Here is a 26,385-nt window from a genome sequence, read left to right as displayed (position 1 = left end):
ACAACCCGGCGCTCGCGGAGAAGCTGCGCCGGTCGACGTAAAGCGCCCTAATCGCCGCTGTCGCCAAACATCTCGGAGGCGACGTCTTCGCCGCTCCGGCCCGGTGACACATATGCTTCGCGTGGGCCAACCTCTCGAAAAGTGGATTTTGCATAACCGCTTGCCTGGTCATTCGCTCAGGGCGACGTTGATGTTCTTGATTCGGGTAAATTCGAATAACTCTTCTTTCGATTCCTCACGTCCGATCCCAGACTGTTTGTAACCTCCGAATGGGGCACCGGGAATATGTGCGGAGCAATCGTTAATCCAAATATATCCGGCTTCGAGGCGTGCGGCGGCTCGGTGGGCGCGTGTCAGATCTCTCGTCCAGATTGAACCAGTCAGACCGAACTCCAATCCATTTACGGCCGCGAACAGGTCGCCCTCGTCACCCCACCGGAAGATCGACAGCACCGGGCCGAATATCTCTTCACGGGCAATGGTCATAGATGGCTTAACATCCGCAAAGATGGTTGGCTCAACAAAAAAACCTTTAACGAGGATTGGGTCGATGGGGTGTTTCCCACCGCATACCAGCGTCGCGCCTTCCTCGAGACCGGCCTGCACATACCGCAGCGTCTTGTCATACTGGATTTGACTCGCGAGGGCTCCCATGGTGGTGCGCCTGTCCGTTGCAATGCCTGGCCGGTGAACAGCCTGGGTGCGTGCAGCGACAGCAGCTACAAACCGGTCATAAAGCGACTCGTGGACGAACAAACGGCTGGTCGAACCGCAGGATTGGCCACACCACGTGAAGTTCATACCCCGTACCGCGCCGTTGACCGCCTTCTCAAAATCGGCGTCCGGATAAATGATCATTGCGTTCTTGCCGCCGAGCTCGAGCAACGTGTGCTTGAGGCTATCTGCCGCGGCGTGTAGTACAGCTTTGCCCGCGGGCACGCTGCCTATCAAGGCGATGGCAGCGACATCCGGATGAGAGGCCAACGCAGCACCGGTCTCCCGGCCGCCGACCAAACAATTGAGGACGCCTGGAGGGAACAGGTCTGACAGGAGTTCCATCAGACGTATCGTTGATAGGGGCGCCTGTTCAGGTGGTTTCACAACCACCGCGTTACCCGCCGCGAGCGGCGCCGCGATCTTCCCCGCCGCGAACATGAATGGATGGTTGAACGGAAAGATACGGGCTACCACTCCCAGTGGCTCACGCTTCGTATAGTTGAGCGACCCGTTCCCCGTTGGAATTGTTTCGCCTTTCAATTCGAGTACGAGCCCGGCGAAGTATTCCAGTTGGAACGCTGCAATCTCCGCATCGGCGATCATCGCGCTGACCGGATTGCCGCAGTTTGCCGAATCAAGCAGCGCCAGATCAAGTGCATTTTCCCGAATTCTTGCTGCCGCCAATCGCAGCCGGCGACCTCGCTCCAGTGGAGGAACGGCTGCCCATGCAGCGGCGGCTGCTTTCGCCGCGGCGACTGCTGCATCCACTTCTGCCGCCCCAGCGACCAGGACTTCCGCCAAAGCTTCGCCGGTAGACGGATTAACCGTTGTCAACTTCTGAGCACCATCCGGCGAGTGCCACTCGCCTCCCCAGTACAGGCCACTCGACTTCGGCAGCACGTCTGCAATAAGAGCGGAGAGATCGTTCGTGTCCTTTGCTTCGATTGTCATTGCGTTGTCCCCTGTAGAAATTCGATTCAGGCGGCATGCGAGCGAGTCATGCCAGTGGACATCGACGCGCTGTAGCCCGGCGTAACGCGCACATCCACCACTACAGTTTTGCCGCCCCTAAGCGCGTCGACGGCTTCGGCTATCGCCGCGTCGAGGTCTTCAGGCTGCTCGACGGGACCAATCCCTACTAACCCCTGACCTCTCGCGATAGTTGCAAGGTCTGGCTCAGGATCTGCGATGCGCTGGCCGATCCAGCGATTCTCGACCGGTCTACTTCTGTCTTTTGCAACCCTCTCCTGATGAACCTCGTCATTAAAGAACGACCGATTATTGGAGACGATGATCAGAAGCGGAATGCGTGCGTTTGCCGCTGTCCAGAGTGCGCTCACGCCCATCATGTAGTCGCCATCGCCAATGATGGCCACCGGAAGGCGGCCTGTTCCTTTCAGCGCCAAAGCAGCACCGACGGCCATTCCGGGTCCCGAGCCGATACCGCCGCCGCCGTCATAGCCGAGATAGTCAAGCGGATGGCGGAAGTCCCACATTTCGCCGTTCCACCCCAACGGCAAACGGATAAGACAAACGTCGCTACCCTCCGTTGCGCAACGCAACGTTCGGGCAAGGTTCGCAATACTAATCGTGCCTGTGTCAGATGCCGGGAGACCGCTGGAGACAGCAGCATTCGATGCAGTAGAAACGGAAGTCTCCGGCCGGGCCTTCGATTTTTCCTGCACCAACTCGATCAGCGCTCCGACAGCCGGTGCCGGCTCTGACATAAGATATAGATCGACGGGCGGCAGCTCTTGATGATCCATTGACCAGCCATTATGAATATATTGATCAACTGAAACCTGAATGATCCGACTGTCCACGGTGTCGCCACCCCACGCCTGCTTAAGCGTTCCGGCGAGATCAACCCAATCGAGACTTAGCACCACGTCAGCGGACCTCAGCACCTCAGCGGCGGCCTTCGAGAGGAAAAAGCCAGGCGCGGCCGAGTGTAAGCGATGATCGGTAGGGAACGCTGCGCCAAGCTTCAGATCAGTCAATACCCGTGCGCCCAATGCCTCCGCTAGCGCGACACGATCGCGCCACTCCTGTTCTCCACGCGATACCCTGCCCATCAGGATAACTGGCCGGTTTGCGTTTGAAAGCCACTCCGCTGCCGTCGCGACGTCTGCGTCAGACGGTCGCGACGGCGCGGCCGGTAAATAGCGCGACACGTCCGGAAGGAATGGTCGCTCCGAGAGTTGCGTTTCCTGGATAGACACATCAAAACAAACATATGTGGGCCCACACGGCGCAGTACGGGAGATCTGGGCGGCACGGAGCAGCGCCTCAAACGCCGCGGGGACTGATGCCGGCTGGGCGTCCCATTTAGTGAAATTCCGGACCAGCGCGCCCTGATCTTGCGCGGTGTGCAGCCAGTCGATCCACGGTCGGCGACGTGCCGCGTCCACTGGCCCGGTCGCCCCCATTACCAGCACCGGTACACGATCCGCCCAGGCATTGAAGATCCCCATGGATGCGTGCATCAACCCGACGTTGCTGTGCACGATCGCACCAAGCATTTGCCCGGAGACCTTCGTGTAGCCATGAGCAATTGCAATGGCATGCTCTTCATGCAACACGACGATCATCTGGGGCTTCTCGTTGCCGAGGTAGTTCACGATGCTGTCGTGAAGCCCGCGAAAGCTAGCGCCAGGATTCAACAGCACGTAGGGGATCTTCAACGCGCGCAATACGAGCGCGATCGCATCACTACCCCAGACGACGCCCTGGTCCTCATAGGGCACCGGAACATCTCTGCGAACAAGCGCGCTCTTTTCACCACTCATTGAATTGCTCCATCTGATTAGATATCTAAACTGTGGAGACACTATAATTTCCGATGTCACATTGATCAATCTTGAATCTACAATCAATGTGAAAGCCGGCTGCCATACTCCTGCCATCGATATGAACGATACCTCCCCTACCCCTTCCATCGATTTCGCAAGCGCGGATGAGGCCATGGCCATCCTGAATGTTCGCCTCCAGACGCTGTACGCCTACGTCAGCCGTGGGCTGATTCGAAGCGTCCGTCAACCTGGTCGCAGAGAACGGCTGTATTGGCGCGACGACCTGAGGCGCATTGCCGACAGGTCTCGGGCCCGCGCAGGGCACGGCCCCGCGGCAGCGTCAGCCATGAACTGGGGCGAGCCCATTATTCCCACATCCATCACGGAAATCACGGCAGAAGGCCCGCGCTATCGCGGACGGCTGGCGGTCGATCTGGCGAGAATGCGCGCCCCGTTCGAGTCCGTTGCTGACCTGATCTGGACCGCCGCTTGGGATGACAAGGCACCTGCATGGACGATTGAACATGCTCCGGCGGAACAGAAACGGATGATCCGCACGCTGACCTCCCTTCACTCGTACGACCAGATCATTGAAGTCTTTGCGCTTGTGACGTTGCAGATCGGCTTGTTGCGTGGATCGGTGGCAGAGCGCGTCCGCGGCGGACGTACTGTCGACGCCGGCCGGCAGATCATTCAGACGCTGGTTGGATTTTGCGGCCTCGCCACGGAGCGAGGCCGGTACACACCGCTCCGTGACGGTCAGACGATCGTAACAGGACTCCTGCAGGCATTATCCGTCCCTGTCACCGACGAAAACTACGAGGCGATAGAGGCGACACTTACCTTGCTCGCAGATCACGAACTTTCTCCAGGCACGTTGGCTGCGCGGGTCTGTGCGTCCAGCGGCGGCAGCCTGCATAGCTGTATCGCGGCAGCGATGTGCGCGAGTTCAGGCGCGCAAACCGGACTGCTCTATGAGCTCATCGACGATTTCATTGCCGAAGCCAACAAGGCGAGCGTGCTCGTCAATCGCGCGAAGAAGCTTCGGGCCCGCGGAGTCGCTATCCCCGGATTCGTTCACCCGCTATATCCACGCGGCGATCCGCGTGCGGCTTACTTGCTCGACGTTCTCAAGCGCCGTACCGTCCAGACGGCACCAATGAAGGCGATTTACGCATTTGTCAATAACGTGGAAGTGAACGACTCAATCTTTCCCCGACACGAGCTTGCGGTCGTCGCTCTCGTTCGGGCGATGGGGTTGCCAAAGCACGTCTCAGCCGTCCTTTTTGTGATGGCTCGAGTTGTCGGCTGGATTGCACATGTTCAGGAGCAACGGCTCTCCGGCTCCCTACTGAGGCCCCGTGCTCGATTTGTTAGCGCGGCTGCCTCTCAGATCCTGCCATAGTTGATGCGACATCATCGCTCGTGCTGGGAAATCATTGGGGCTGTTGGAGACGTGAGTGTTTCGAAAACGGCAAATTCGCGCGTCAACTGAGCACTCGGATTCGGCACTCGGCCCGGCTGCGCTGTCGGACCCCTCGCTTTCGTAACGTGGCTACAGTCTTGAGCATGGCGAAAGCCGCGCGCAGGCAATAATGGAGCGGACTCTGGCGGTTGCCCGTCTGACGGCAACGAAGAGAGACTGAAATCCGGCCTTCAGTTTTTGCCTCGTCACCGCCGCTAATATTCTCGGTGTGAACACGCCCGCCATCAGCGGGCCCGCTGGACCAATATCGCTTGCAGCATTCGCCGCCCCACCCGACAGGGTAGGGCAAGTACCTACCCTCACAGGGCCACGCGATCTTGGAATATTATTAGATATCTAATACAATAACCCAACGATCTACGTTGTCCGTCTTTTGCCGTGAGGAGACTTCAGATGCTTACAAATCAGGAAAACGAACTGCTATGCAGAGTTGACGGTGATGCGCCTATGGGGCAGTTAATGCGTCGACACTGGACGCCAGTCTGCCTCATCGAAGAAGTAAGTGAGCCCGACGGCGCACCTGTAAAAGCACGTGTGTTTGGCGAAGACCTGGTTGTTTTCCGGGACACCGAAGGACGAGTCGGCGTGATGGACGAGTACTGTCCACATCGACGCGTGTCGCTGGTTTACGGTCGCAACGAAGATTGCGGACTGCGGTGCCTCTACCACGGCTGGAAAATGGACGTTGCGGGGAACGTCATCGAAATGGTGTCCGAGCCAGCCGCAAGCTCAATGGCCCAGAAGGTCAAGCACAAGGCATATCAAACCAAAGAGTGGGGCGGGATGGTCTGGGCCTACATGGGCCCCCAAGATGCCATCCCGGAATTCACGCCTCCAGCGTGGGCGCCGACTGCCAAGACGCGCGTGAGCATCGCGAAAGCACTGCTTCCGTGCAATTGGGCCCAGATACTGGAGGGCGCGATCGATTCGGCGCACAGTTCCAGTCTGCACTCGTCAGACTTCGTGCCTGCTCGCGTCGGCGGCGCCGAAGCGAACTCGAAAAACTGGCTTCGTCCGTCGACTGATAAGGCACCGCGGCTGGTGGTTGAGAGCACAGAATATGGCTTCCGATACGCTGCTCTTCGCAGGCCAATCTTCAACGCCAATACGCACGACTACATTCGCTCAACAGTCTTTGTCGCGCCAGCCACGGTCCTGATCCCTCCGAACAACCTGTACAACGTAGCAAACGTCAACGTTCCGATGGACGATGAAAACACGGCATTCTATTTCATCGCCTGGGGCGACCCCAACACCACGCCAGAGACGGAGACGTGGCGCAAATTCCTCGGCCAACAGGTCGGCGTCGATCTCGACGAGCGCTACCGTCCCCTGCGGAATCACGAAAACCGGTTCTGGCAGGACCGCGCGTCAATGACGGCAGGAAACTTTACTGGCATTAAAGGGTTCCCGAATCAGGACATTGCCATGTGGGTGACAATGGGACCAATCGCCAACCGCTCCGACGAACGACTCGGTGCAAGTGACGTCGCGATCGTCGAGTTCCGGAAACGGATGCTGGACGCGCTCAAGGACTTCGAGAATGGATCAACCGCAGTCGGCACTGGGGAATTCGCGATTCCTTCCAGCGTATGCGCGTATCAGGCAGTCGTGCCGAAGGAAACCGACTGGCGCGCGTATCAAGCCAGGTACGTCTGGGGTGACGCTCAGGAGTTGAAGGAGCCGCAGGTGGAAACGAACTATCAGATTTCCCAGTGATGACCCTGCGAGCCGATAGCATGGAACAGCGCCGCTTACGCGTGGGTATTGCAGGCTTGGGCCGCGCGTTCTCCCTGATGTTGCCGACCTTTCTCGGCGATCACCGCGTTGAACTCGTCGCGGCGTGTGATCCTCGTGAAGCGGCTCGACAGCAGTTCGCCATCGACTTTTGCGCATCAACATACGCGGATATTCAAGGTCTCGCCTCCGACGAAAGGGTCGAGGCGATCTATATTGCGAGTCCGCACCAGTTCCATGCGGAACACGCAGAAATTGCGGCCGCCCACGGAAAACACGTACTGGTCGAAAAACCGATGGCCCTCACGCTGGAAGAGTGCGAACGGATGATCAACGCGTGCAAGGCCGCGGGCGTATCCTTGATCGTTGGCCATTGCCACAGCTTTGACACCCCTTACTTGAGCACGAAAAATCTTATCCAGAGCGGTCAGTTCGGTGCAGTCAAAATGATTCAGGCGATTAACTTCACCGACTACCTGTATCGCCCCCGCCGCCCGGAAGAGTTGTCGACCGCGGAAGGCGGAGGCGCAGTTTTCAGTCAGGCGGCGCATCAGGTTGATATTGTCCGGATGCTGGCCGGCGCCCCCGCCATTCGACTCCGCGCAGAGGTCGGAAGGTGGGATTCGGCACGTCCGACAGAGGGCGCATACTCCGCGCTACTCTGGTTCGCTAACGGTGCGTTCGCATCTTTGTCGTATAACGGCTACGGCCATTTCGACTCGGATGAGTGGACAGACTGGACCGGGGAGATGGGCGATCAAAAGGATCCGTCGAGCTACGGCGGTGCGCGTCGACGCCTGAATACCTTAAAATCTGCTGCAGACGAGGCGCATCTGAAAGCCTCAGGCACCTACGGCGGGGACACCTATAAACCGTTGCCGCGAAACAGCGTTGGTGCCGCCCACAAGCATCAACATTTTGGTCCTGTCGTTGTGTCTTGTGAGAACGCCGATCTGCGCCCGCTACCTGACGCGATATACGTCTATGGAAACGAGGCGAAAGAGCGGCGACCTCTTGCGCTTCCAGCGGTTCCCCGCGCGGAAGTCATCGACGAGCTTTACGCAGCGGCTGTGCTCGGTCAAGCACCTTTGCACGATGGCCGCTGGGCAAAAGACACGTTGAAAATTTGCCTGGCCATCCTTGAGTCAAGCGAGAAACGATCGGACATTGCTCTTTAGTGTGCTGCGCGATTCGAAGCAACGGGCGCCGCCCGTCGCCGGTTACCGGTTACGGTCGTGACGCCTCCGGCGTATCCGCGAATCGCAACGAAAAGTCCACCGCCTGAATGTTTTTGGTTAGCCCACCGACCGAGATGCGGTCTACTCCTGTCTGTGCGATTGCAAGGATCGTCAGATCAGAAACGCCCCCCGACACTTCGAGCTCAGCATTTCCGCCGTTGAGCATCACGGCCTCCCGCATTTGCTCAAGCGAAAAATTGTCCAACAGAATGGATGTTGCTCCGTGCGCAAGCGCCTCTGCGAGCTCACCGAGATCTTCAACTTCGACCTGAATCGGTACATCCGCTTCGAGCGCTCGAGAAGCACGGATGGCCGCCGCGATCCCGCCGCTAGCATGGATGTGGTTTTCCTTGATCAAAATCCCGTCATACAGGCCTAGACGATGGTTTGAACCACCCCCCACTCCTACAGCATACTTCTGCGCCAGTCGAAGCCCTGGCAGCGTCTTGCGCGTGTCAAATACGCGAGCCCTCGTCCCTCTAATCCGCTCAACAAGCAACTTCGTCGCCGTAGCCACCGCAGACAACATCTGAATGAAGTTCAACGCCGTCCGTTCCGCAGTGAGGATGCCCCGAGCAGGTCCGGCGATCTCACATACCGCATCGCCAGGCTCCATCGGTGCACCCTCGCCAACAAACCAGTTAACCTCAAGCCGGTCGTCGACCTGCAATAGCGCCTCGTCGAACCACGGTCTGCCACACAATGTGGCCTCCTGCCTTACCATCAGCGTGGCGTGCGCCTCGGTATCCGCGTTGATCAACTGGGACGTCCAGTCAATGATTCCTCGATCCTCGTCGAGCGCGTCGCGCACATTGCGCGATACCGCAGCGAGTAGCGTTGCGTCCATATGTATGGGAAAGGTTATTGATCAAGGCAGCGCGCGGAAGTGCGACGCCCCGCCGTTCGACCAGGAGTATCAGGAAGGCCGCAGAATGCGAACCCGGCAATGTGAGCGCCTTCAATATTATTAGATATATAATATTTTAGCCACCTTATTCGTGCCTCCTCCCCGGGTGGCGACGCGCTCTGTGCTCGCGGACTTCCCGCCGCCTAACTGTTTTCGTACTCTTCACCGCGCGCTGCGATCAGGCTACCAAGCTCCCGCGTCGACGGGATTCTTCGCGCGGGATCGCTGGAATCTGCCTCGTCCTTCGCCATGTTCTCAATCAGCGTTATGAGCACTTTTCGCGCAACAGCTATCTCCGAAGGCTTCAGGCCGCGAACGCCAATCTCGTTGACCTCCTCTGCCAGCGGGACGAGCTTTCCCTTCAGAGCTTTACCCTTTGCGGTCAGGTAAACGTAAGTATTCTTCTTGTTTTCGGGAGACTGCCGCCGGACCACATAGCCCAGCTTCTCCATTGCGCTCACCGCGGTGAACGTGGTCGGCGCCATGACTCCGGCTTCATCGCTCAGTTCTTTCTGCGTCAGACCGTCTCTTTCCCAAAGAATACGCAGGTAAGCCCAGTGTCCAAAAGACACGTTATATTGCGTCAATCTCAGTTGCAGACCACGGACCATCGCCCGCGCGGCGTCCTTTACAAGGTGAGCGAGACGGTCGTGGGGGACAGCTTCACGCCAATGTCGAAGTATGGGGTCGGAATTCGGATCGCCCCTCTTCGCTGACGAACGTGTCGACGCCATTTGGTAAGCCTTTTAAGAGATCACGATGCATCGATGATATCGCGTCCGCGGATCTTACAACCTTTACATGTTGCATATTTCGGGCGAATTCTTTCCCGGGAGCTTGATCGACTGACTTGTCGCCGCCTCAATACCCAGCCCCCGCCTCGCTGCCCGGGTTCCCGGGGTCGCTTCGCGCGGCTCAGGGTCGCGGTTCTGCGGTCGTCGATGCCACCTGTTTCGCCGTTGTCACGCTGAACTGTCTGTCCAGCCAGTCGGCGACCATCCCGGCAAGCTGATCGCTATTTCTGTCCATCATCATCTGATGGGTGTTGCCGATGATCCCACGCGCAGGCAAATCGATCACGTCGATCCTTCCGCCCTGCCGGGCATAGTCTGAAACGTATTTATCGATGTTCGTCCGGATCTTCCTCCAGCTTCCAGACTGCTGCTGGTTATCCCCCCAGAGCAGCAGTTGCGGCACCTCTTTGAGTGCAGCAACATCGATCGTTTCGAGCGGAGGCGCGGCAGTCAGTTCCACGGATACGATCGCCTTCACCAGATCGGGATGCTTTGCGGCGAGTTGCATAGCGAAATACGCACCTGAACTTTGCGCCACTATCACGCATGGGCAGATCCTCGATAGAAGCTGCTCGTACGCTTTGAGCTCGATCCCGTCCTGCCCGGGAAAGCGGGGCACGCCAGCCTTGGCAAACTCGTCAAAACTGGTGACCGGGAACTGCACGCCGGGGAATGCCTCGCGCCTTGACGGATCCCGGTCGTAGTGTGTGCCCATCCGGAACAATGTCCAGGTCTCTTCGTTGGGGCGAAACGCAGGCTGAACCCTGAATATGTCTGGGTACCGGGACCACGACGCCCTGCCCTTCCCTACGCCATCGGTCAGGAACGTGTCGTAGCCGTCATGCAGGAAAAAAGATTGCCATCCCGGCCTTCCGTCCGGGGTCGTTTCCCACATGGCGCCAGTGCTCGTACCCCCGTTGAGAAACAGCATGGGCCACCGGGATCTCGCGTGCGCGAGCCGGATGAACTGCACATACACCTGTCCCGTCTCGTATGTCCCGTTCGGATCAAGCTTTAGGGGCGGTGCGTCCTTCGCGTATTTGATTTCGCTCGTCGGCATTCCAGACAGTTCCACCTGGTCACCCCCAACGAAGAAGCTGCCGATGTCCCGCACCACGGGATCTCGACTTTCGCGAAGGAATGTCTCGTCTACAACCCTCCCCATGTCGAACCGATCGGTCGCCGGGATCCGATCGGTCTTAATCAACGAGTCGAAGACTCGCTCCATGCCCGGATTCGAAACATCCAGATTCGGATCGAGGATTCCAAGCCGATCCGTGTCAGCTAGCGCACGGCGAGCGAGGGGAACGTCAGTGCGCAATTCCTTTGCCGCGATACGGGCCGCTTCGTCGGGATGGGCTGCCATGTAGTCCTGCCCGCGCTTCAGCGCTCTTAAGAAGCCGACTACCGTGGCACGATGCGAATGTGCCCAATGATCGTCAACGTTGACACTGGTGAACTGCCAATCAGGCACATAGGTCGAGACGGGCCCCAGATTCGAGAAGCCTGCCGCCTCCGCCTCGTAAGTCAAAGGAAACGGCTGCAGTCCTACGTCAATCTTTCCTTCCTTCAGCAGCTTCCATCGGGTCGGTGCGCCGCCTACCGCAGTAACGATGTAATTCCCCTTCGACAGTCCAATCGCCTTCGCCACCTCATTGACCAGATACGTCGTTCCTTCCTGCATCGAAAGAACGCCGAAATTGGCGCCACGCAATTGCGCCAGAGTCTTTATCTCCGGCTTCGTAATGATGAAGTGCGGTAGCTTTTTCGCGTTGCCGGCGACGATCCGCAATGGACCGCCCTTGTAGGCGTCGAGGATCACGCTCTCAGGCGTTGCAATTGCGATTTGCGTTTGTCCGGCATGTAGCTGATCGTTGATCTTTTCTGCGCTGTCAAACACCTCGATCGTCGGGTCGATACCCTCGTCTTTCAGAAAGCCGTGTTCGTCGGCAATCCATAACGGAACGTAGAAGACCGTTCGTGAGACGATCGCAATCTTGACTGCTTCCGCTCGAGCGCCGATGGGCAACAGAAAGGCGAGTAACGTCGCTAGCGCGAGGATGATATTGCTCGCACGCCTCTTTTGAACTTTTCGCGACATCTGCATATACCATCCTTTGATTATTGATTTATAGACCTGCGGCTGCGATTCACTGTCCTAAACGAAACTCCAGGTGCATGCAGCGCGGGTCGACCAACCAAGTACCACAGATGCAGGTCCGGTTCAGTACCACGGAAGGTCGCACGATGCCGCGCGACACAAGATTTGCGTCCATGACATACCATTCCCTGCCGCCATACGGCTCTCTGTCTAGATGAAGAATGGCATCGACCATCCTTGAAAGGCAGGCACGGCGCCATCTCCCTAATCGCGGGCCAGTGCCGACGAATTACGCAGGCTGTTCCGCGTCAAGAAAGTCTTTCATGCTCTGCTCGAAGACCGCGAGCACGCGTGATTCGACTTCATGCATCTCGGGGCTGCCATACTCCCGCGGACGAGGCAGGTCGACGTTGATGATCGATGCAATCCGGGTCGGCTTTGGTGTGTAGACGACGATTCTGTCGGCCAGATAACAGGCTTCAATGATGTCGTGCGTGACAAATACCACGGTGCGGCGATCACGCATCCAGGTATTCACAAGTTCGGCACGCAGCCGGCGCGCGGTAATCTCATCCAAGGCTCCGAACGGTTCATCCATGAGCAGCAGACCTGGGTCCCGGATATAGGCGCGGGCGATCCCGACACGATGTTGCATACCCCCGGAGATCTGGTGCGGGTAAAAGTTCTCGTATCCGGTCAGATTCACGAGCTCAAGCACGTCTTTGATACGCGTGTCTTCGTCCTTGACGCGCTTGCCACTTTCCGCGCGGAGAGCAAACCGCAGGTTTTCTTCCACGGTCCGCCATTTCATCAGGCGGGGCTGCTGAAACACATAGCCATAGTGTGGCCGTTTCTGGGTCACAAGAAACCCATCAACGGCGATGTTGCCGGCCGTCGGCGTCAGAAAACCGGAAATACAGTTGAGCGTGACGGACTTGCCAGCGCCGGACGGTCCAAGCAGACAGACGAACTCCCCTTCTCCGACCGTCAAGTCGATATTATCGAGGATCTTGATGGGTCCACCGGCTGTCTCGAACACCTTCGTCAGACCCGAAATAATGATGTTACTCATGGGATGATCCTCAGTTCCTTTTCCACCGCGTCGCGTAACGCTCGATCGGCGCAATCACAAGCCAGTCGGTAAGCATCATCAGAACGACCAGCCAGACCGTCCAGGCGAACACTTCGTTGGTCCTATTGAACTCCCACCCGACATAGAGGTTGTATCCGATGCCGCCGCCACTGGCTCCGCCGGCGAACAGCTCCGCAAGCACGACGATCTTCCAGCACACCGCGATCATCGTGCGTGAGCCGCTGACAAGGTAGGGTGTCAGGCTAGGAAGCGTGATGTGCCGGAACGTCATGTACCGACTTGCGCGGACCGACTCAGTCATTTCAATGAGTTGCTGGTCAATCTGCTGAAGGCCCGCAGCGACATTGAAGGCAATGACAGTGAAGCCGGCAATGAAGATCGTGAAGATGACCGACACTTGCGTCAGACCAAACCAGATCATCGACATCAACGCCCAAACCACATACGGAACTGTTTGGGCGAAATTGAGCAAAGGCGCGAAGAAGGCTTCGAATCTCCAGAGCGCAAAGCCGGCAAGCGTGCCTACGATCAGCGATAAGGCCGCCCCCGCCGCGACCGATTTAACGGTTGCGAATGTTGCCCGAGCCAAGGTACCGTCCGCCGCGAACGCCGCGATATCGCTAAAGATATGCGGTATCGACGGAAACACATACGACGGCTGCGTCAGCGAGAAAAGCTGCCATGCAAGCAGAAGCACCGCAAATGACGCCGTGGCCGCAACTAGCCGGCCGTACCTTGCGCCTCCGCACCCTCTGCGGAACGCGGCGCCCATACCGTTGAATGAACTCAGTGCTACTTTCACGAGGCTGTCTCCTGATACGCCACTACGGTTTTATCCAAAAATCTGCCACGTTGAGCTGACGCGGGATCTGCTTGATCTCGTACACCCGGTCGTAGTACGCCTGCACCTGCTTCAGGAACGCCGGATCGTTTTCATCGGCGATGTAATCCTTCGCGTAGGGCTTAAGGAGCGTCTCAACCTGCTGTGGTGTCTCTTTGAGTGCAGGCACGCTCTCCGACAACGCCTGCGAGGCCTGCGGCAGGTTTTGTGGCAGCGCTTTTGCTTCGCTCTGCAAGATCGACATGAACCTGGCGACGGCCGCTTTGTTCTCGCCCTGGAAGTCCTTGCGGGCCGTCACATTGAGTGCAAATAACGTGGTGCCATAGTGCCGGCGATAAAGCGTGATCGGGCGAAAGATCTCTTTCATAGTCCCAGATCGAAGCGCCTGACTCAGATACGGCTCATAAAGCGTCGCTCCTTCAATTGAGCCACTCTGCAAAGCGGCAATCAGGCCCGCCGGCGGCAACACTGACACTTTCACGTCGCGCATCAAATCGATGTTCTCTATCTTGAAGGCAAGATACGTCGCACCAAAGTTCGTCCCGGAGAGCGACACCACCCCGTAAGGCCTGCCTTTAAAGTCCAGCGGCGCTTTTGCAGTAGAGGTCGATTTGACAACGACCGCCCAGAAATCAGCCGGCTGGATCGCTTTCAGTACGACGATCGGGACACCCGCGGAAAAAAGCTGCCCTACTTCTATGCCGCCCGCGTTGATATCAAGATCGATTGCCTTGCCTTTGAATGCGTCGTACTTCTGGCTGGCCTGAACAAATGGCTGTGCCTCTACATCGAGTCCGGCTTTTGCGAACAGACCTTTCTTTTGAGCACTGAACAATGCGGCCGAGGCAATATCGGTCGTAATCGTGTACCCGACACGGATTCGCGTGTTGTCAGCGAAGGCCGACGAACTGAAGGCGACAGCACACAACAAAGCGCTTGCTACGCGAAGCGCATTGGGAAGCAAGCTTCTTTGACCCGTCATCGTAAGGTCTCCAAATATATAAATAGGATTTGTGCTTCTTGTCGCGCTGGCGTTATACCCCACCGCGCCCTTGGCGAATGATTTCTGATTTCCACCGACGTCTTGACTATAGTCAAAGCATGATTAGATGTCTAATGTTATCGGCCTAGGAGAAGTACCGATAGCACCCCCTCCCGTGAATACCGCGTTACGCCACGCGAGAGCCATTGCGGCGACGCGAGCATTGGTGGCGACACGGCTGTGCCGCAAGGGCTGTTCGTGTGGGCGAGACGCGTTTGTCGAGGCCAGGCAAGACGGACAAGAGTTCGAGTTGCGCCTACTCTTCCGACGACAGGCGGCTAGTGCGCCACGTCTGGCAGATGACAGGCAATCGCGCCGGCTGATGCGATGGCCATCGCCTGCAGTCTCTGACAGAGCCGCGGCCGCCTTGTCGGAGTCAGTTGGCGGTAGAAGCCCGTGCAGCGGTCTCTAACGCGCCTACAGTATTGATCAATCTGAAGCTCGCGCCAGATCGTTTCGCTGCGAAGCAGGGCGGAGGTCCGGCGTCGGCGGCATCGTCCGGGGGCATTGCGGATATTTGACCATCGTCGCGTCGCTCGATACGTCCGCCCCCCGATTCCGAAGACGGCAACAGGACTACACACTTGAGATAGCGTGCGTGGCACGTAGTGTTCTTTTTGCGCGCACATGGCAGACGCCGGAACCGCGTCTGCCATGCGCATCAGATGGTGGAGCAAACGCCCCTCTAACTGCTGTTAGATCTTGAAGCTCTCGAGACTCGCGGGATGGAAAAGCTCCTTCGCTTCCAGTTGCCGACTGGAGAGCCCTTCTTTATGGTGCTGTACCAGAAAGCGATTGAGGACGTGTTCGTTTTCGGCGAAGCCATACGACCAGAAATCATGCCCCATCAGCTGGCGCGCGGCTCGTAACTGCTCTTCCACGAATGGCAATGTGATCTTTGTCGCGGAAGTATCGGTGAGTCGCGCCAGCGCGAGTGCCTTGGATTTTTCGAAGGCCTTGGTCAAGGCTCCCGGCAACCACGGGTGCTGCTCTGTCAGCTCCCGCTTGATACCCAAGGTATGCATGATCGGGAACAGTCTGGTACGGCGGTACCACGCCGCGGCAGTGGCTTGCGGATCATCAAAGAGATACTTCACCTGCGGGTGCCCACGGTCAAAACACGACGGTGCGCGCGGGCCGATGACAGCATCGATTTCGCCAGACTCGAGCAGCCCGGAAATAGTCCTACCTTCAGGCGCATTTTCGAGCCGCACCCCGTCTGGAAGCTTCAGTGTTATCTTTTCGACGCGACCTGCATCTTCGTAGCCACCCCGAATCCACGTAACATCCGACGGTCGGACGCCATACTCCTGCTCCAGGAACAGACGGACCCAGACATTGGCCGTCAACTGGTACTCGGGCACTCCAATACGCTTGCCTTTCAGATCCTCGGGCGAATTGATACCCCGATCCGTGCGGACATAGATCGATGTGTGCCGGAAGGCCCGAGACGGGAAAACCGGTACAGCAATATACGGTGAAGTACCTGCTGCTGTTTTGACCGAATAACTGCTCAGCGACAGTTCGCAGATATCGTAGTCCGCGTGCCGGAAGGCCCTGAAAAAAATCTCCTCGGGCTCCTGCAGCATGAAGATCGGGTCCACGCCGTCGATCTGTACCTCGCCGTCAACCAGTGGTCGCATACGGTCGTAGGGGCCGACAGCTATGGAAAGCTGAAGTTTGCTCATAACGCTTCCTTTCGAAAACAGGTGGGACGAATTCTGACGACGATCATTGCCGGCGGACTGCTGGACGCGGCACGCCCAGCAACACCAGGACGCCGCCAGTCAGCACCAACGCGGCAACCACGAGCAGGCCGGTCGAGAAGCTCCCGGTGAATGTCTTTACCCAACCAAGCATGATCGGGCCGAAGAACGCCCCCACTTGCCCGAGGCCGCTGATAACGGCGATGCCGCCCGCTGCCGCGTCTCCTGACAGATACGATGGCGGAATGGACCAGATGATCGCGGCGGCGGCGAAGTAGCTGATAGAAACAAGACTCAGGCAGGCAATCGCGGCTGGCCACTCGCCGGTAACCAGCGTCAACAGCGCGGCTCCCGCAGCGCCTGCGGTGGTTGACGCCGCAAAGTGCCAGCGCCGCTCGAGGGTGAGGTCGGAGCTGCGGGCGATGACCAGCATCGCGACAGCGCCGACGATATAAGGCAGCACGGAAAGCAGGCCAATATTCAGGATGTCGGTGACACCGGTCTGCTTGATGATCGTTGGGGTCCAGTAGTTGAGGATGGTGCCGCATAGCGGCACCGTTGCCCAACCCGCCGCAAGAATGTAGACGCGAACGTCGCACAGGGCTGCCAGAAGCCTGCTCGGTGCATGGAGGGATTTCTGCCTTTCGTCAGCTTCCAGTGCCTGCAGGATGATCCTCTTTTGATCATTGCTCAGCCATTTCGCGTGCTGCGGCTTGTCGGTCAGATAGAAAAATGCAACCACGCCTGCTACAACTGCAGGCAGGCCTTCCAGAAAAAACAGCCACTGCCAATTACGAAAGCCGAGAACGCCGGAAAAATTCTGCAGGATGTATCCGGAGAGCGGGCCACCAATGATGCCTGCAACAGCAATAGCAAGCAGGAAACGGGATGTAATGCGTGCCCGCCGCGCCGCCGGATACCAGTACGTGAGGAAAAGAATAATGCCCGGCCAGAACCCACCCTCAGCGGCACCAAGGAGAATCCGGGCGAGATAGAACTGCCAGGGCGACGTGAGAAATGCCATCGATACCGTGATGCCGCCCCACAGCATCATAATCCGCGTGACTGTCTTGCGAGCGCCAATGCGCTTGAGCAGCAACGTACTCGGAACCTCGAACAGGATGTACCCGATGAAAAACAGACTCACACCGAGGCCGTACGCCGCATCGCTCAAGCCCAGATCGTGTTTCAACTGGAGCTGGGCAAAGCTGACGTTCACCCGGTCAATGTAATTCAATACCCAGCAGACGAAAAGGAACGACATCAGGCGCCACGTCACCTTTCGGTACGTCGCTTCCACGAGCACTTCCTCTGCTTCGCTTCTCGATGATGGCTGGCTGATGCCAAGCGCGGAATCTGTCATTTACGTCTCCGTGGGGGTCTCGTCCTGGCAGTCCATCGAACTGCATGCTGACTCTCGCAACGATGCAGTCGAATAATCAGACCGATCGCCTTGCTCATAATTAGACGTCTAATAATTAGACTACGGGACCTTAGCCGGAATGGCAACCAAGGGTTTGTACTGACGCACGCACGTCCGACAAGCCATGGCCCGGACTTGTATAATTAGATATCTAATAGTATTTTACTCACATGCGTTGTTCGAACACAGAACCGCGCGAACTGGAGACATTGATGGCTACCCCTCAAGACGACACCCAACTGCGGCTCGTTATCAGTGAGAAAAATGAGGTCGCTCGCGACATCTGGCGGTTTGAGCTCCGCGATCCGGAGGGGAAAAGCCTTCCCGCGTTCGAAGCGGGTTCGAATCTCACCGTGCACGTACCGAATGGCGCACGCCGGCGCTATTCCCTGTGTAATGCTCCTGCAGAGCAGGACCGTTATGTCATCGCAGTCAAGCGCGATGCGATGGGTCGCGGCGGCTCCATGAGCATGGCCGACGACGCACGGCAAGGTAGTGAAATCGTCGTCGAGCCGCCGAAGAACGACTTCCCGCTTGACGAGCGCGCGAAAGAATTCATCTTCGTCGCGGGCGGCATAGGCATCACCCCTATCCTGTCGATGATGCGACACCTCCGGTCGGAAGGCACGCGCAAGTTCAAGCTGTTCTATGTCTCCCGCCACCCGGAGGCAACAGCCTTTCTGGAGGAACTGGTTGGCGACGACTGGCGAAGCTCCGTGAAGATTCACCACGACTACGGAGATCTGTCCAGGTCGTTCGACTTCTGGCCGGTCTTCGAGCGTCCGACCAAGGCCCACATATATTGTTGCGGGCCGCGTCCGCTAATGGATGGCGTGAAAGACATGACCGGCCATTGGCCCCCCGGTAGCGTCCATTTTGAGAGTTTCGGCATCGCCGGATCCGTTCTTAAACAGAACAAGCCCTTCAAGGTCACGTTGAAACAAAGCGGAGCCTCGTTCGAGATCCCGGCAGAAAGAACCATTCTGGAGGTGTTGCGCGACGCTGGTGTGAAGGTGCCTAGCTCGTGCGAAAGCGGCACCTGCGGCTCCTGCCGGACCACATTGTGCGCTGGGACCGCCGATCATCGCGACCTCGTGTTGCAGGAAGACGAAAGAACTACCCAGATCATGGTCTGCGTTTCGCGCGCGTCGTCAGGCGAATTGGTGCTTGCTCTGTAAGAGCATCGCCGATCAGTTGCGTCCCGCTGTCCCTCGAAAGAACGCGACAATGTGCGCCGCCGAGCCCGCACAGGTCAGTTCATCGTTCTGCCGCCAGAATGCTGTGTGCCTGTCGCATTCCGCTGCTGAACCGGTGGACACCTCAGGATTCGTATCCCTTCCAGAGTTCCGGCAAGACGGTATCAAAATGCAAATTGAAAGAGCGGTAAATATCCAGGACCTGGCGGTCAAGGCGAAGCGCCGTTTGCCAAAAGTCATCTGGGATTTTATGGAAGGGGGCGCTGAGGACGAACTGACGCTGCGCTGGAATCGTCAGGCGTTCGAGCGCGTTCGGTTTCGTCAGCGCGTCGTGACAGGCAATGGCAGACGCGACCTGTCCATCACCCTGTTCGGCCAGCAGCTTTCTGCCCCCTACATCATTGCACCGACTGGACTTAACGGGATCTATTGGCCCGACGCAGATCTGATCCTGTCTCGAGTTGCCGCGGCCGCTGGTGTCGGATTTGTGCTTTCAACAGCATCGAACAATTCAATCGAAGAAGTCGCGCGAACGTCGAGCGGACCGCGGTTCTTCCAGATGTATCCGTGGGGAGAACGCAGTCTGTCGGCCCGACTGATGGAGCGTGCGGCCAATGAAGGATATAGCGCCCTGATCATAACCGTGGACTCGTTGATACCGGGCAACCGGGAGCGCGATACGAGAAATCACTTTGCCCACTCGCTTCGCATAACACCGCGGACATTGTGGGACGGACTCACGCATCCTAGCTGGTTAATGTCGACATGGCTATCGCGCGGAATGCCGCGTTTCGAGAACATCTCCGAATTTCTGCCGGAACGCTCCAGCGCATACGCCCTTGCCGCCTATACGCGCACGCAACGCAATCCGTTCTACAGTTGGGCGGACATCGCGTGGGTCCGCCTTAACTGGCACGGACCGCTGTTGATCAAGGGCGTGCTCACCGCCGAAGACACACGCCTCGCGTTCGAGAACGGCGCCGATGGCGTGGTCGTCTCTAACCACGGCGGCCGGGCACTCGACGGCGCGCCCGCCACCCTGGACGTGCTTGAGGAGATAGTCGAAGCGGCGAGACATCAGACCGTACTCGTGGACAGCGGCTTCCGGCGAGGCTCGGATATTGTGAAGGCGCTCGCACTGGGAGCCACGGGTGTGTTGCTCGGGCGCGCCGCACTTTTTGGGCTGGCCGCAGGGGGAGAAGCGGGCATCAAGCGAACCCTCGATATCCTCCGCGAGGAAACCGACCGCGTCATGGGATTGATTGGCGTGCGCACGACCGCGGACATTGGGCGAGACCATGTAGAAGTCGCGAACACATCCATTCCATCGGCCATCGGCGATATGGCACGGCATTGCACGGAAGATGCGGGTTTGCCAACGCTGTAAGCCTGGCACGCGAGAGCACTCGCGGCAGCGCCCAGCGCACATGTCAATCATTTTCGCGCCGGCGTATACGTCCCGGATGGGTTGTATCGCGCAGCAATGCGGTGCAACGATCGGACTGTTAGGTCCGCCAACCTTCAGTTAAATCCAGCCGTCTTCCTAGCGCCGCGCCGACGTCCCGTTGATCCGCTCCGCCAACGTATATGCACCGCTCTTAAGAATCGCAGCCTGGTACTCGTAGTCCTCGGGAGGGACCATTTTCGCCGGAAATGCGATGCCCAGTGCTGCGACGAGTTCCCCCTCCGGGCCGATGACTGGAACGGCGAGTGCGCCGATTCCCGCGACCCGCTCGCCATCTGACGTGCCATAGCCTTGCCGGAAAACGGAGTCGAGTTCCTTTTTGAGATCCGCCGGGTCAACGATCGTGCGACGGGTCAGCCGTTCGAAAGGCCCGCCTTCCAGCATCCGACTGCGAGTCGCCTCATCCGAGTATGCCGCGAGCACCTTCCCGGCCGCGGTGGCATGGAACGGGAAATAAGAACCGAAGTTTGACGCCAGATCCACAGGGACAGAGCCAGCGATCCCCAAGAGGTACAGCGGCTTTAAGTGGTCAAGAATCGAGAGCGTCGTGTTAAAACCGCTTTGATCAACCACACCCCTCAGGATCGGGAACGCTTGGCGCGTGAGCGGATGGAACTGTACGAACCTCGCGCCGAACACGTACGCCGACAAACCCACCGCGTATGAACGCGACCGAGGGTCCTGTTCCAGCCATCCCGCATCTCTGAAGCTACTCAGCATCCTTGATATCTGGCTTCGCGGAAGCCCGAACCGTTCCGCGAGTTCTCCCACAGTCCTTCGTTCACTCCCTTCGTTGAACGCTTCAAGCACCTGCAAAGCAGTTTTAATCGTTTTCATAAGAATTGTTCTAATTGCAACAACGTGATTTTTGAAGGCATCTCTTGAGCCTTTATAGCTGTCGGCACGGCCACTCACAAGCAGCCGCAAGCCCGTTGCAATATGTGCAACGCGCAAGTTTTTCTGGAGTTTTCAACCTGACCTTAGCCAGAATAGGCACAGCCTAAATTAGAGAGCTAACGATTCTGAAGCAGCACGGCGGTTCACCTCCCACCATCGCGTTGAACTGCTCTTCGTATGTAACGCGCCAAAGAAGGCGCACGCATCAAAAATTACATATCCAGGTTTCACAGGAGACACGTCATGCAGGCAATCACGTCGAATCATGTCCTCCGTCCGGCAATCAGCCGGTTACGGTCAATCGCCATACGTCGCCAACGCGTTTCTCTGGGCGTGACCGCAGTGCTTCTCGCCGCGCATTTTTCCTTCGTTGTATCGATCGCCTTCTTCAAATCGCAGCTCGCGTATCAATTGACGCCCGGGCTGTCGATCGCGATCGCCGCAGGCGTTCTCACAGTTGCATTCGCCCTCTTTCTCACGTTCGGCTTCGTGGTCTGGGTTGATCGCGTACACGATAAGGCCGTGCGGGAACTGCGAGCAGGAGATGCCAAATGAATCCAGCTCTGACCGCCAGTCGGGCCAACTTTGCCTCGATGACGTTCTTCGTGCTGTTTCTCTGCTCAAGCCTCGCCATTACCTGGTGGGCGGCAAGGCGAACCAAGACTTCAGACGACTTTTTCGCCGCCGGTAGCAGTATCAGCCCGCTGCAAAACGGGGTTGCTCTCGCAGGCGACTTCGTGGCAGCCGCAGGTTTTCTCGGCATCTCGGGGCTTGTCTCTCTAGTCGGCTTCGATGGACTTATCTATGCGATCGGTGGCGTCATCGGATGGCCGGTGATGCTCTTCCTGTTTGGTGAGCCGCTACGCAATCTCGGGAAATACTCCTTTGGCGACGTGTTGGCCTACCGACTCAATGCACCACGGATCCGGATCGTAACAGGCATAACTACGCTCGGCATCACGATCTGCTATCTCGTCATGCAGATGGTTGGCGCAGGAGATCTGGTGCATCTTCTTTTTGGCATCGACTATGGCGTCGCGATCTGGGTCATCGGTGGCTTCATGCTGGTTTACGTGATCTTCGGCGGCATGCTCGCTACGACGTGGGTACAGATTATCAAGGCCGTATTAATGTCGATGGCGGCCGTAACGATGACCTATCTCGCACTTCGACAATTCGATCTGAGCCCAATCAAGCTGTTTGCTGTTGCCGCATCGACAAACGGTGCAGCGGTGCTTTCTCCGGGAAAACTTATCTCAAACCCGCTTGACGCGATTTCGGTAAGTCTGGCACTCGCGCTGGGCGTGGCTAGTCTTCCCCATGTCCTCATGCGATTCTTCACCGTGCCTGACGGCCGGGCCGCGCGACGCTCGCTGGTCTACGCAACCACGATCATCAGCATCTTTTTGATGCTCACTTTCATTCTCGGCTTCGCCGCGATGCAGCTGGTCGGCAAGGCAGCGATCTCCGGGATGGACCGAGGCGGCAACATGGCGATCCCTCTTCTCGCCGAAAAACTTGGCGGTCAGTCCTTCCTCGGATTCATCTGCGCGGTCTCGTTCGCAACCATTCTGGCAGTCGTGTCTGGACTGTTGATCACAGGGGCCACGACGGTTTCGCACGACCTGTTCGATGCAGTTTTAAAGCGAGGCAGCGCTTCCCAGGAACAGATCATGTTTGTCGCCAGGTCGGCAACCGTGACGCTTGCCTTGATTGCGATCGTGCTGGGTCTGGTGCTGCGCGGGCAGAACGTAGCGTTTCTGGTCGGCCTGGCAACATCGGTTGCAGCTGCGGCCAATTTCCCGGCGATTTTCCTTGCAATCTACTGGAGGCGATACACGGCAACAGGTGCCATCTGGGGAATGCTCGTGGGCCTGTTCGCCAGCCTGGTGTTCATCTATTTTTCACCGACGATCCAGGTCGATGTGTTCAAACATGCCAGCGCGGCAATTCCGCTGCGCAACCCTGCGATCGTATGCGTACCGCTGAGCTTCGTGGTCAGCATTGCGGCCTCGCTTCTTTCGCAGAAGCGTAATGATCCACGCCGATATGAACAGATCGAGCAGCGCATTCTTCTCGGCGCGACGGAGTCTTGAATGTCACGTCGCATACCAAACTACGGAACACGGGCCCGAATCGGCGTGCTCTTGCCCTCGGGCAATATGGCCGCCGAGCCGGAGCTGCTTGCGATGATGCCGTACGGCGTCGCGTGCTGCACAACCCGCCTGCCCCTCGCGGGAAGTAGCAAGGACGAACTGCTCGGCATGACGGTTCAGGTTGAAGTAGCCGGCCAGCTTCTCAAGGATGTCCGGCCCGATCTTCTTGTCTTCCATTGCACCGCAGTCTCGACGTGGGACTCCCAGACGGATGTGCAGCTTTCCGAGCGCGTCCAGGCGGCGACGGGAATCCGTACCACGACGACAGCCACCGCCCTGATTCAGGCGTTGCAACGATTCGAGGCGAAGAAGATCGTGCTTCTGACGCCGTACATCGATGAGATTAATGATCGGGAAGTCCAGTTTCTGCGACACCACGGCAAAGACGTTTTGGTTTGCAAGGGCCTGGGACTGCGAGGTCCGCACGAAATGTTCGCTGTTGATCCGCGTGCGTGGGTTGAGCTCGCACTGCAGTCTCGTCATCCCGACGCAGAGGCATATCTGATTAGTTGCACCGCGATACGCACGCTCGAGGTCATCGAGCAGTTGGAGCAGAAGCTCCAACGCCCTGTCCTCACCAGCAACCAGACAATGGCCTGGCACGCGCTTCGTCTCGCAGGGATTAGGGAAGCGGTGGCAGGCGCTGGCCAGCTTCTCCTGAACTCCGCGACCTGATATCCATTTGAACCGACCACACGGAGAGTGCAGCACCATATCGACACAACCTTTTTTACAGGAGGCAACATGCAATCAACTACGTCAACCCGGGACGTCGCACCTATCGCGAACAGCGCCAAGGAATGGCGCGAAGCAATGGCAAAAATGGCAGAGCGCAAGACTCCAAGCTTCTTCCATATCCGCGCCCAACTCCCGCTACAGGGACGCACGAACCAGGTGCTGGGCGCATCCACCTATATGAACGTGGTGTTAAAGACGTACGCGAGTGGCGGCGAGAACGAAATTCATGCGCACACCAACGAAGACCACGTATTTGTGGTGCTGCAAGGTGGAGCGACCTTCTTCGGACCGCGAGGCGAAGAGCGCTCCGTCGCGAAAAATGACTGCGTATTGGTTCCTGCTGGAGCACTGTATTCATTTCACGCGAACGAAGGCAAACCGCTGGTGATGCTGAGAGTTGGCGCAGCAATTGATCCATCAACTGATATCCTCGCCCGCATCGACGAGCACGGTAAGCCGTTTGACGGCTATTCCGAGAAAAACAAGGAAGTGTCGGTCGTGCTTCACGAAAATGCCTGGTTCGAGTAACCGCCTGAGTGCGTCCGGAGGTCCATTGCGTTCGGACATGCTCACACCTCTGTTCGCGTCACGCCCTGCTCAACCGCGAACTCGATCAGCTAACTGGTTCAGCAAATGGAATACCAATGACCGAACTCTGCCAACCTCCCAATCCATTTGTCCGCCCGCCTGCGTTCTGCCTGCCTTCCGGTGCGACGGACTGCCATGTCCACGTCTACGGACCAGATAGCAGATACCCAGTGGCGACGACGCGCGCTTTCGACGTGCCCGAAGCTCTGCCGACAACGCTCGCTTCCGCGCTTGACAGACTAGGGGTTGACCGGGTCGTATTGGTTCAGCCCAGCGGATACGGTCTCGACAACCGTCGTCACCTCGAGGCGCTCGGCGAAATGGGAAGACCCGCTCGAATGATCGCTTCGCTTCGTGCAGATACAAGCACCTCTGAAATCAGACAGATGCACGAATGCGGGGTTCGGGGTGTCCGTTATACGATCGGTCACGCAGGTGCAGCTCCGTTGGCCGAAATGCCGGTCCTCGCAAAACGGATCGCCGAATACGGGTGGCACGTACAACTGCATGTCATGAACGATGGTGGCGGCAGCCCGCTCACCGAGATGGAGGCGACACTCCATGAACTGGCAACCGAAGTCGTTATTGACCACCTCGGCTCCATCCGCCCAGACCGTGGACTGTCGCAACCGGGCTTTGAATCGCTGTTGCGGCTGGTCGACACGGGTCGTTGCTGGGTAAAGCTGTCTGGGGCGTACCGGGTATCCAACGCTCCTCCCTATGCCGATATGATTCCCTTCGTACAGAGGCTGCTCTCCGTGCGACCAGATCGTCTGGTATGGGGCAGCGACTGGCCGCACGTGTCGTTCAGGGGAAACATGCCCAACACGACAGACCTTCTCGATCAACTGCTGACGTGGATACCGGACGAAGAGCAGCGGGCCGGGGTCCTGGTCGATAACCCGGCGCATCTTTATAAATTTTGAGCCGAGCGCGTTGGACAACTGAAGGCAGGGTTCTCCTGACCAACGCCGCGCGCCAGCTTTCTCGCCCGGACTGCAAGTGTTCAGGAAGAACCTTCCGCGCGTGTTGTCTCCCCCGACAGTGCTTGGTTGATCTTTTACTGTCGGGTCCTTTTCGCTTACGACTGTCAACGGCTCACCAACTTTTTGCCCTCGAGTACCTGAGGGTTGCCCGCAAGCTCGACTCCGCCGGATCAGATGGAGGCGCTGGTGGCGGGTCCCTCCTGAAGTACACCATCTTAAATCTGGCACTCCGTCGGACCTGCGGTGCCACTCACCGAACTCGTGTTCATGTGGTGCACCGTCTCAGTGTTTCACCGTAGTGTTTTCTCCGAGCAACGACACTAGACTTCATAATTAGCAATCTAATAAAAACGAACGCCCACGAACGTGATCTCGCCTGACCACGGCGACGTTGCGAACGCCTTGAAGAACGCATGCGCCACCACGGATTAGATGTTCCGGCTGGTTAAGTTTAATTTTCAGTTCATCAACTTCTGGAGACA

General features: G+C 57.9%; 21 protein-coding genes. 10 read left to right on the top strand and 11 right to left on the bottom strand.

Going from position 1 to position 26,385, the window contains the following annotated elements; genetic code table 11:
* Positions 1–168 precede the first annotated feature (168 nt).
* Together HV744_RS32555 and HV744_RS32550 are read right to left on the bottom strand one after the other, a co-directional pair.
* A complete protein-coding gene (locus HV744_RS32555) occupies positions 169–1,668 on the bottom strand; it encodes an aldehyde dehydrogenase family protein (protein ID WP_175153421.1) in 1,500 nt (499 codons plus the stop codon).
* 26 nt (positions 1,669–1,694) lie between these two features.
* Positions 1,695–3,506, bottom strand: coding sequence for a thiamine pyrophosphate-binding protein (locus HV744_RS32550; RefSeq protein ID WP_175153420.1), 1,812 nt, complete (start codon positions 3,504–3,506; stop codon positions 1,695–1,697).
* 61 nt (positions 3,507–3,567) lie between these two features.
* Between HV744_RS32550 and HV744_RS32545 the strand changes: the two genes are divergently transcribed.
* The 3 genes from HV744_RS32545 to HV744_RS32535 all read left to right on the top strand — a co-directional run bounded on the left by HV744_RS32545 (position 3,568) and on the right by HV744_RS32535 (position 7,910).
* Positions 3,568–4,914 (top strand): citrate synthase, encoded by a 1,347-nt coding sequence (locus HV744_RS32545; RefSeq protein WP_246279299.1) that lies wholly within the window; start codon positions 3,568–3,570, stop codon positions 4,912–4,914.
* Positions 4,915–5,388: 474 nt separating this feature from the next.
* Positions 5,389–6,714, top strand: coding sequence for a Rieske 2Fe-2S domain-containing protein (locus HV744_RS32540; protein WP_175153419.1), 1,326 nt, complete (start codon positions 5,389–5,391; stop codon positions 6,712–6,714).
* A 20-nt stretch (positions 6,715–6,734) separates the two neighbouring features.
* Positions 6,735–7,910, top strand: a complete 1,176-nt coding sequence (locus HV744_RS32535; protein WP_175153418.1) for a Gfo/Idh/MocA family protein — start codon at positions 6,735–6,737, stop codon at positions 7,908–7,910.
* Between the two features lie 49 nt (positions 7,911–7,959).
* Here the strand turns inward: HV744_RS32535 and nadC are convergent, their stop codons facing one another.
* The 8 genes from nadC to HV744_RS32495 all read right to left on the bottom strand — a co-directional run bounded on the left by nadC (position 7,960) and on the right by HV744_RS32495 (position 17,817).
* Positions 7,960–8,817: a carboxylating nicotinate-nucleotide diphosphorylase gene (gene nadC / locus HV744_RS32530; protein WP_175153417.1), complete on the bottom strand. Its 858-nt coding sequence runs from the start codon at positions 8,815–8,817 to the stop codon at positions 7,960–7,962.
* A gap of 203 nt (positions 8,818–9,020) precedes the next feature.
* Entirely contained in the window at positions 9,021–9,611 is a 591-nt protein-coding gene (locus HV744_RS32525; protein ID WP_175153416.1) for a MarR family winged helix-turn-helix transcriptional regulator, read from the bottom strand.
* 181 nt (positions 9,612–9,792) lie between these two features.
* On the bottom strand, positions 9,793–11,778 hold the full coding sequence (locus tag HV744_RS32520; protein ID WP_175153415.1) for an ABC transporter substrate-binding protein: 1,986 nt from the start codon (positions 11,776–11,778) through the stop codon (positions 9,793–9,795).
* A 283-nt stretch (positions 11,779–12,061) separates the two neighbouring features.
* Complete coding sequence (locus HV744_RS32515; RefSeq protein ID WP_175153414.1) at positions 12,062–12,844, bottom strand: ABC transporter ATP-binding protein; 783 nt, start codon at positions 12,842–12,844, stop codon at positions 12,062–12,064.
* Between the two features lie 10 nt (positions 12,845–12,854).
* Positions 12,855–13,667, bottom strand: coding sequence for an ABC transporter permease (locus tag HV744_RS32510; RefSeq protein WP_246279298.1), 813 nt, complete (start codon positions 13,665–13,667; stop codon positions 12,855–12,857).
* 22 nt (positions 13,668–13,689) lie between these two features.
* Positions 13,690–14,688: an ABC transporter substrate-binding protein gene (locus HV744_RS32505; protein ID WP_175153413.1), complete on the bottom strand. Its 999-nt coding sequence runs from the start codon at positions 14,686–14,688 to the stop codon at positions 13,690–13,692.
* 755 nt (positions 14,689–15,443) lie between these two features.
* Positions 15,444–16,436 carry a PhnD/SsuA/transferrin family substrate-binding protein gene (locus tag HV744_RS32500; RefSeq protein WP_175153412.1) on the bottom strand — a complete coding sequence of 331 codons (993 nt, stop codon included), beginning with the start codon at positions 16,434–16,436 and terminating at the stop codon, positions 15,444–15,446.
* 43 nt (positions 16,437–16,479) lie between these two features.
* The gene (locus HV744_RS32495) at positions 16,480–17,817 is read right to left on the bottom strand and encodes an MFS transporter (protein ID WP_175153411.1); all 1,338 of its coding nucleotides are present in this window, start codon (positions 17,815–17,817) and stop codon (positions 16,480–16,482) included.
* Between the two features lie 272 nt (positions 17,818–18,089).
* Here HV744_RS32495 and HV744_RS32490 point away from each other — a divergent pair, with 272 nt between their 5' ends.
* Both HV744_RS32490 and HV744_RS32485 read left to right on the top strand, forming a co-directional pair.
* Entirely contained in the window at positions 18,090–19,055 is a 966-nt protein-coding gene (locus HV744_RS32490; RefSeq protein ID WP_175153410.1) for a PDR/VanB family oxidoreductase, read from the top strand.
* A 49-nt stretch (positions 19,056–19,104) separates the two neighbouring features.
* A complete protein-coding gene (locus HV744_RS32485; RefSeq protein WP_217469183.1) occupies positions 19,105–20,460 on the top strand; it encodes an alpha-hydroxy acid oxidase in 1,356 nt (451 codons plus the stop codon).
* A 156-nt stretch (positions 20,461–20,616) separates the two neighbouring features.
* On the opposite strand, the gene HV744_RS32480 is transcribed toward HV744_RS32485, so the two are convergent.
* Entirely contained in the window at positions 20,617–21,375 is a 759-nt protein-coding gene (locus HV744_RS32480) for an IclR family transcriptional regulator (RefSeq protein WP_175153409.1), read from the bottom strand.
* A 303-nt stretch (positions 21,376–21,678) separates the two neighbouring features.
* Between HV744_RS32480 and HV744_RS32475 the strand changes: the two genes are divergently transcribed.
* From HV744_RS32475 to HV744_RS32455, 5 genes are all read left to right on the top strand, one after another.
* Complete coding sequence (locus HV744_RS32475; RefSeq protein ID WP_175153408.1) at positions 21,679–21,990, top strand: DUF485 domain-containing protein; 312 nt, start codon at positions 21,679–21,681, stop codon at positions 21,988–21,990.
* Complete coding sequence (locus tag HV744_RS32470) at positions 21,987–23,531, top strand: solute symporter family protein (RefSeq protein WP_175153407.1); 1,545 nt, start codon at positions 21,987–21,989, stop codon at positions 23,529–23,531. Before HV744_RS32475 ends, HV744_RS32470 begins: the two co-directional genes overlap by 4 nt.
* On the top strand, positions 23,532–24,266 hold the full coding sequence (locus tag HV744_RS32465; protein WP_217469182.1) for a maleate cis-trans isomerase family protein: 735 nt from the start codon (positions 23,532–23,534) through the stop codon (positions 24,264–24,266).
* Positions 24,267–24,335: 69 nt separating this feature from the next.
* A complete protein-coding gene (locus HV744_RS32460) occupies positions 24,336–24,857 on the top strand; it encodes a cupin domain-containing protein (protein WP_175153406.1) in 522 nt (173 codons plus the stop codon).
* Between the two features lie 116 nt (positions 24,858–24,973).
* A complete protein-coding gene (locus HV744_RS32455) occupies positions 24,974–25,843 on the top strand; it encodes an amidohydrolase family protein (protein ID WP_175153405.1) in 870 nt (289 codons plus the stop codon).
* The last annotated feature ends 542 nt before the right edge of the window (positions 25,844–26,385 follow it).

Origin of the sequence: Paraburkholderia ultramafica, from assembly GCF_902859915.1 — a bacterium.
Taxonomy (GTDB): Bacteria; Pseudomonadota; Gammaproteobacteria; order Burkholderiales; family Burkholderiaceae; genus Paraburkholderia; species Paraburkholderia ultramafica.
This window is presented reverse-complemented; position numbering and strand designations above follow the sequence as displayed.

Excerpts from the sequence above, each read along its gene's own strand:
- HV744_RS32495 (WP_175153411.1), bottom strand. The coding sequence starts at position 17,817 with ATGACAGATTCCGCGCTTGGCATCAGCCAGCCATCATCGAGAAGCGAA.
- HV744_RS32550 (WP_175153420.1), bottom strand. The coding sequence starts at position 3,506 with ATGAGTGGTGAAAAGAGCGCGCTTGTTCGCAGAGATGTTCCGGTGCCC.
- HV744_RS32490 (WP_175153410.1), top strand. The coding sequence starts at position 18,090 with ATGGCTACCCCTCAAGACGACACCCAACTGCGGCTCGTTATCAGTGAG.
- HV744_RS32460 (WP_175153406.1), top strand. The coding sequence starts at position 24,336 with ATGCAATCAACTACGTCAACCCGGGACGTCGCACCTATCGCGAACAGC.
- nadC (WP_175153417.1), bottom strand. The coding sequence starts at position 8,817 with ATGGACGCAACGCTACTCGCTGCGGTATCGCGCAATGTGCGCGACGCG.
- HV744_RS32485 (WP_217469183.1), top strand. The coding sequence starts at position 19,105 with ATGTGCGCCGCCGAGCCCGCACAGGTCAGTTCATCGTTCTGCCGCCAG.
- HV744_RS32480 (WP_175153409.1), bottom strand. The coding sequence starts at position 21,375 with ATGAAAACGATTAAAACTGCTTTGCAGGTGCTTGAAGCGTTCAACGAA.
- HV744_RS32520 (WP_175153415.1), bottom strand. The coding sequence starts at position 11,778 with ATGCAGATGTCGCGAAAAGTTCAAAAGAGGCGTGCGAGCAATATCATC.
- HV744_RS32525 (WP_175153416.1), bottom strand. The coding sequence starts at position 9,611 with ATGGCGTCGACACGTTCGTCAGCGAAGAGGGGCGATCCGAATTCCGAC.
- HV744_RS32475 (WP_175153408.1), top strand. The coding sequence starts at position 21,679 with ATGCAGGCAATCACGTCGAATCATGTCCTCCGTCCGGCAATCAGCCGG.
- HV744_RS32515 (WP_175153414.1), bottom strand. The coding sequence starts at position 12,844 with ATGAGTAACATCATTATTTCGGGTCTGACGAAGGTGTTCGAGACAGCC.
- HV744_RS32535 (WP_175153418.1), top strand. The coding sequence starts at position 6,735 with ATGGAACAGCGCCGCTTACGCGTGGGTATTGCAGGCTTGGGCCGCGCG.
- HV744_RS32455 (WP_175153405.1), top strand. The coding sequence starts at position 24,974 with ATGACCGAACTCTGCCAACCTCCCAATCCATTTGTCCGCCCGCCTGCG.
- HV744_RS32505 (WP_175153413.1), bottom strand. The coding sequence starts at position 14,688 with ATGACGGGTCAAAGAAGCTTGCTTCCCAATGCGCTTCGCGTAGCAAGC.
- HV744_RS32555 (WP_175153421.1), bottom strand. The coding sequence starts at position 1,668 with ATGACAATCGAAGCAAAGGACACGAACGATCTCTCCGCTCTTATTGCA.
- HV744_RS32470 (WP_175153407.1), top strand. The coding sequence starts at position 21,987 with ATGAATCCAGCTCTGACCGCCAGTCGGGCCAACTTTGCCTCGATGACG.
- HV744_RS32465 (WP_217469182.1), top strand. The coding sequence starts at position 23,532 with ATGTCACGTCGCATACCAAACTACGGAACACGGGCCCGAATCGGCGTG.
- HV744_RS32540 (WP_175153419.1), top strand. The coding sequence starts at position 5,389 with ATGCTTACAAATCAGGAAAACGAACTGCTATGCAGAGTTGACGGTGAT.
- HV744_RS32500 (WP_175153412.1), bottom strand. The coding sequence starts at position 16,436 with ATGAGCAAACTTCAGCTTTCCATAGCTGTCGGCCCCTACGACCGTATG.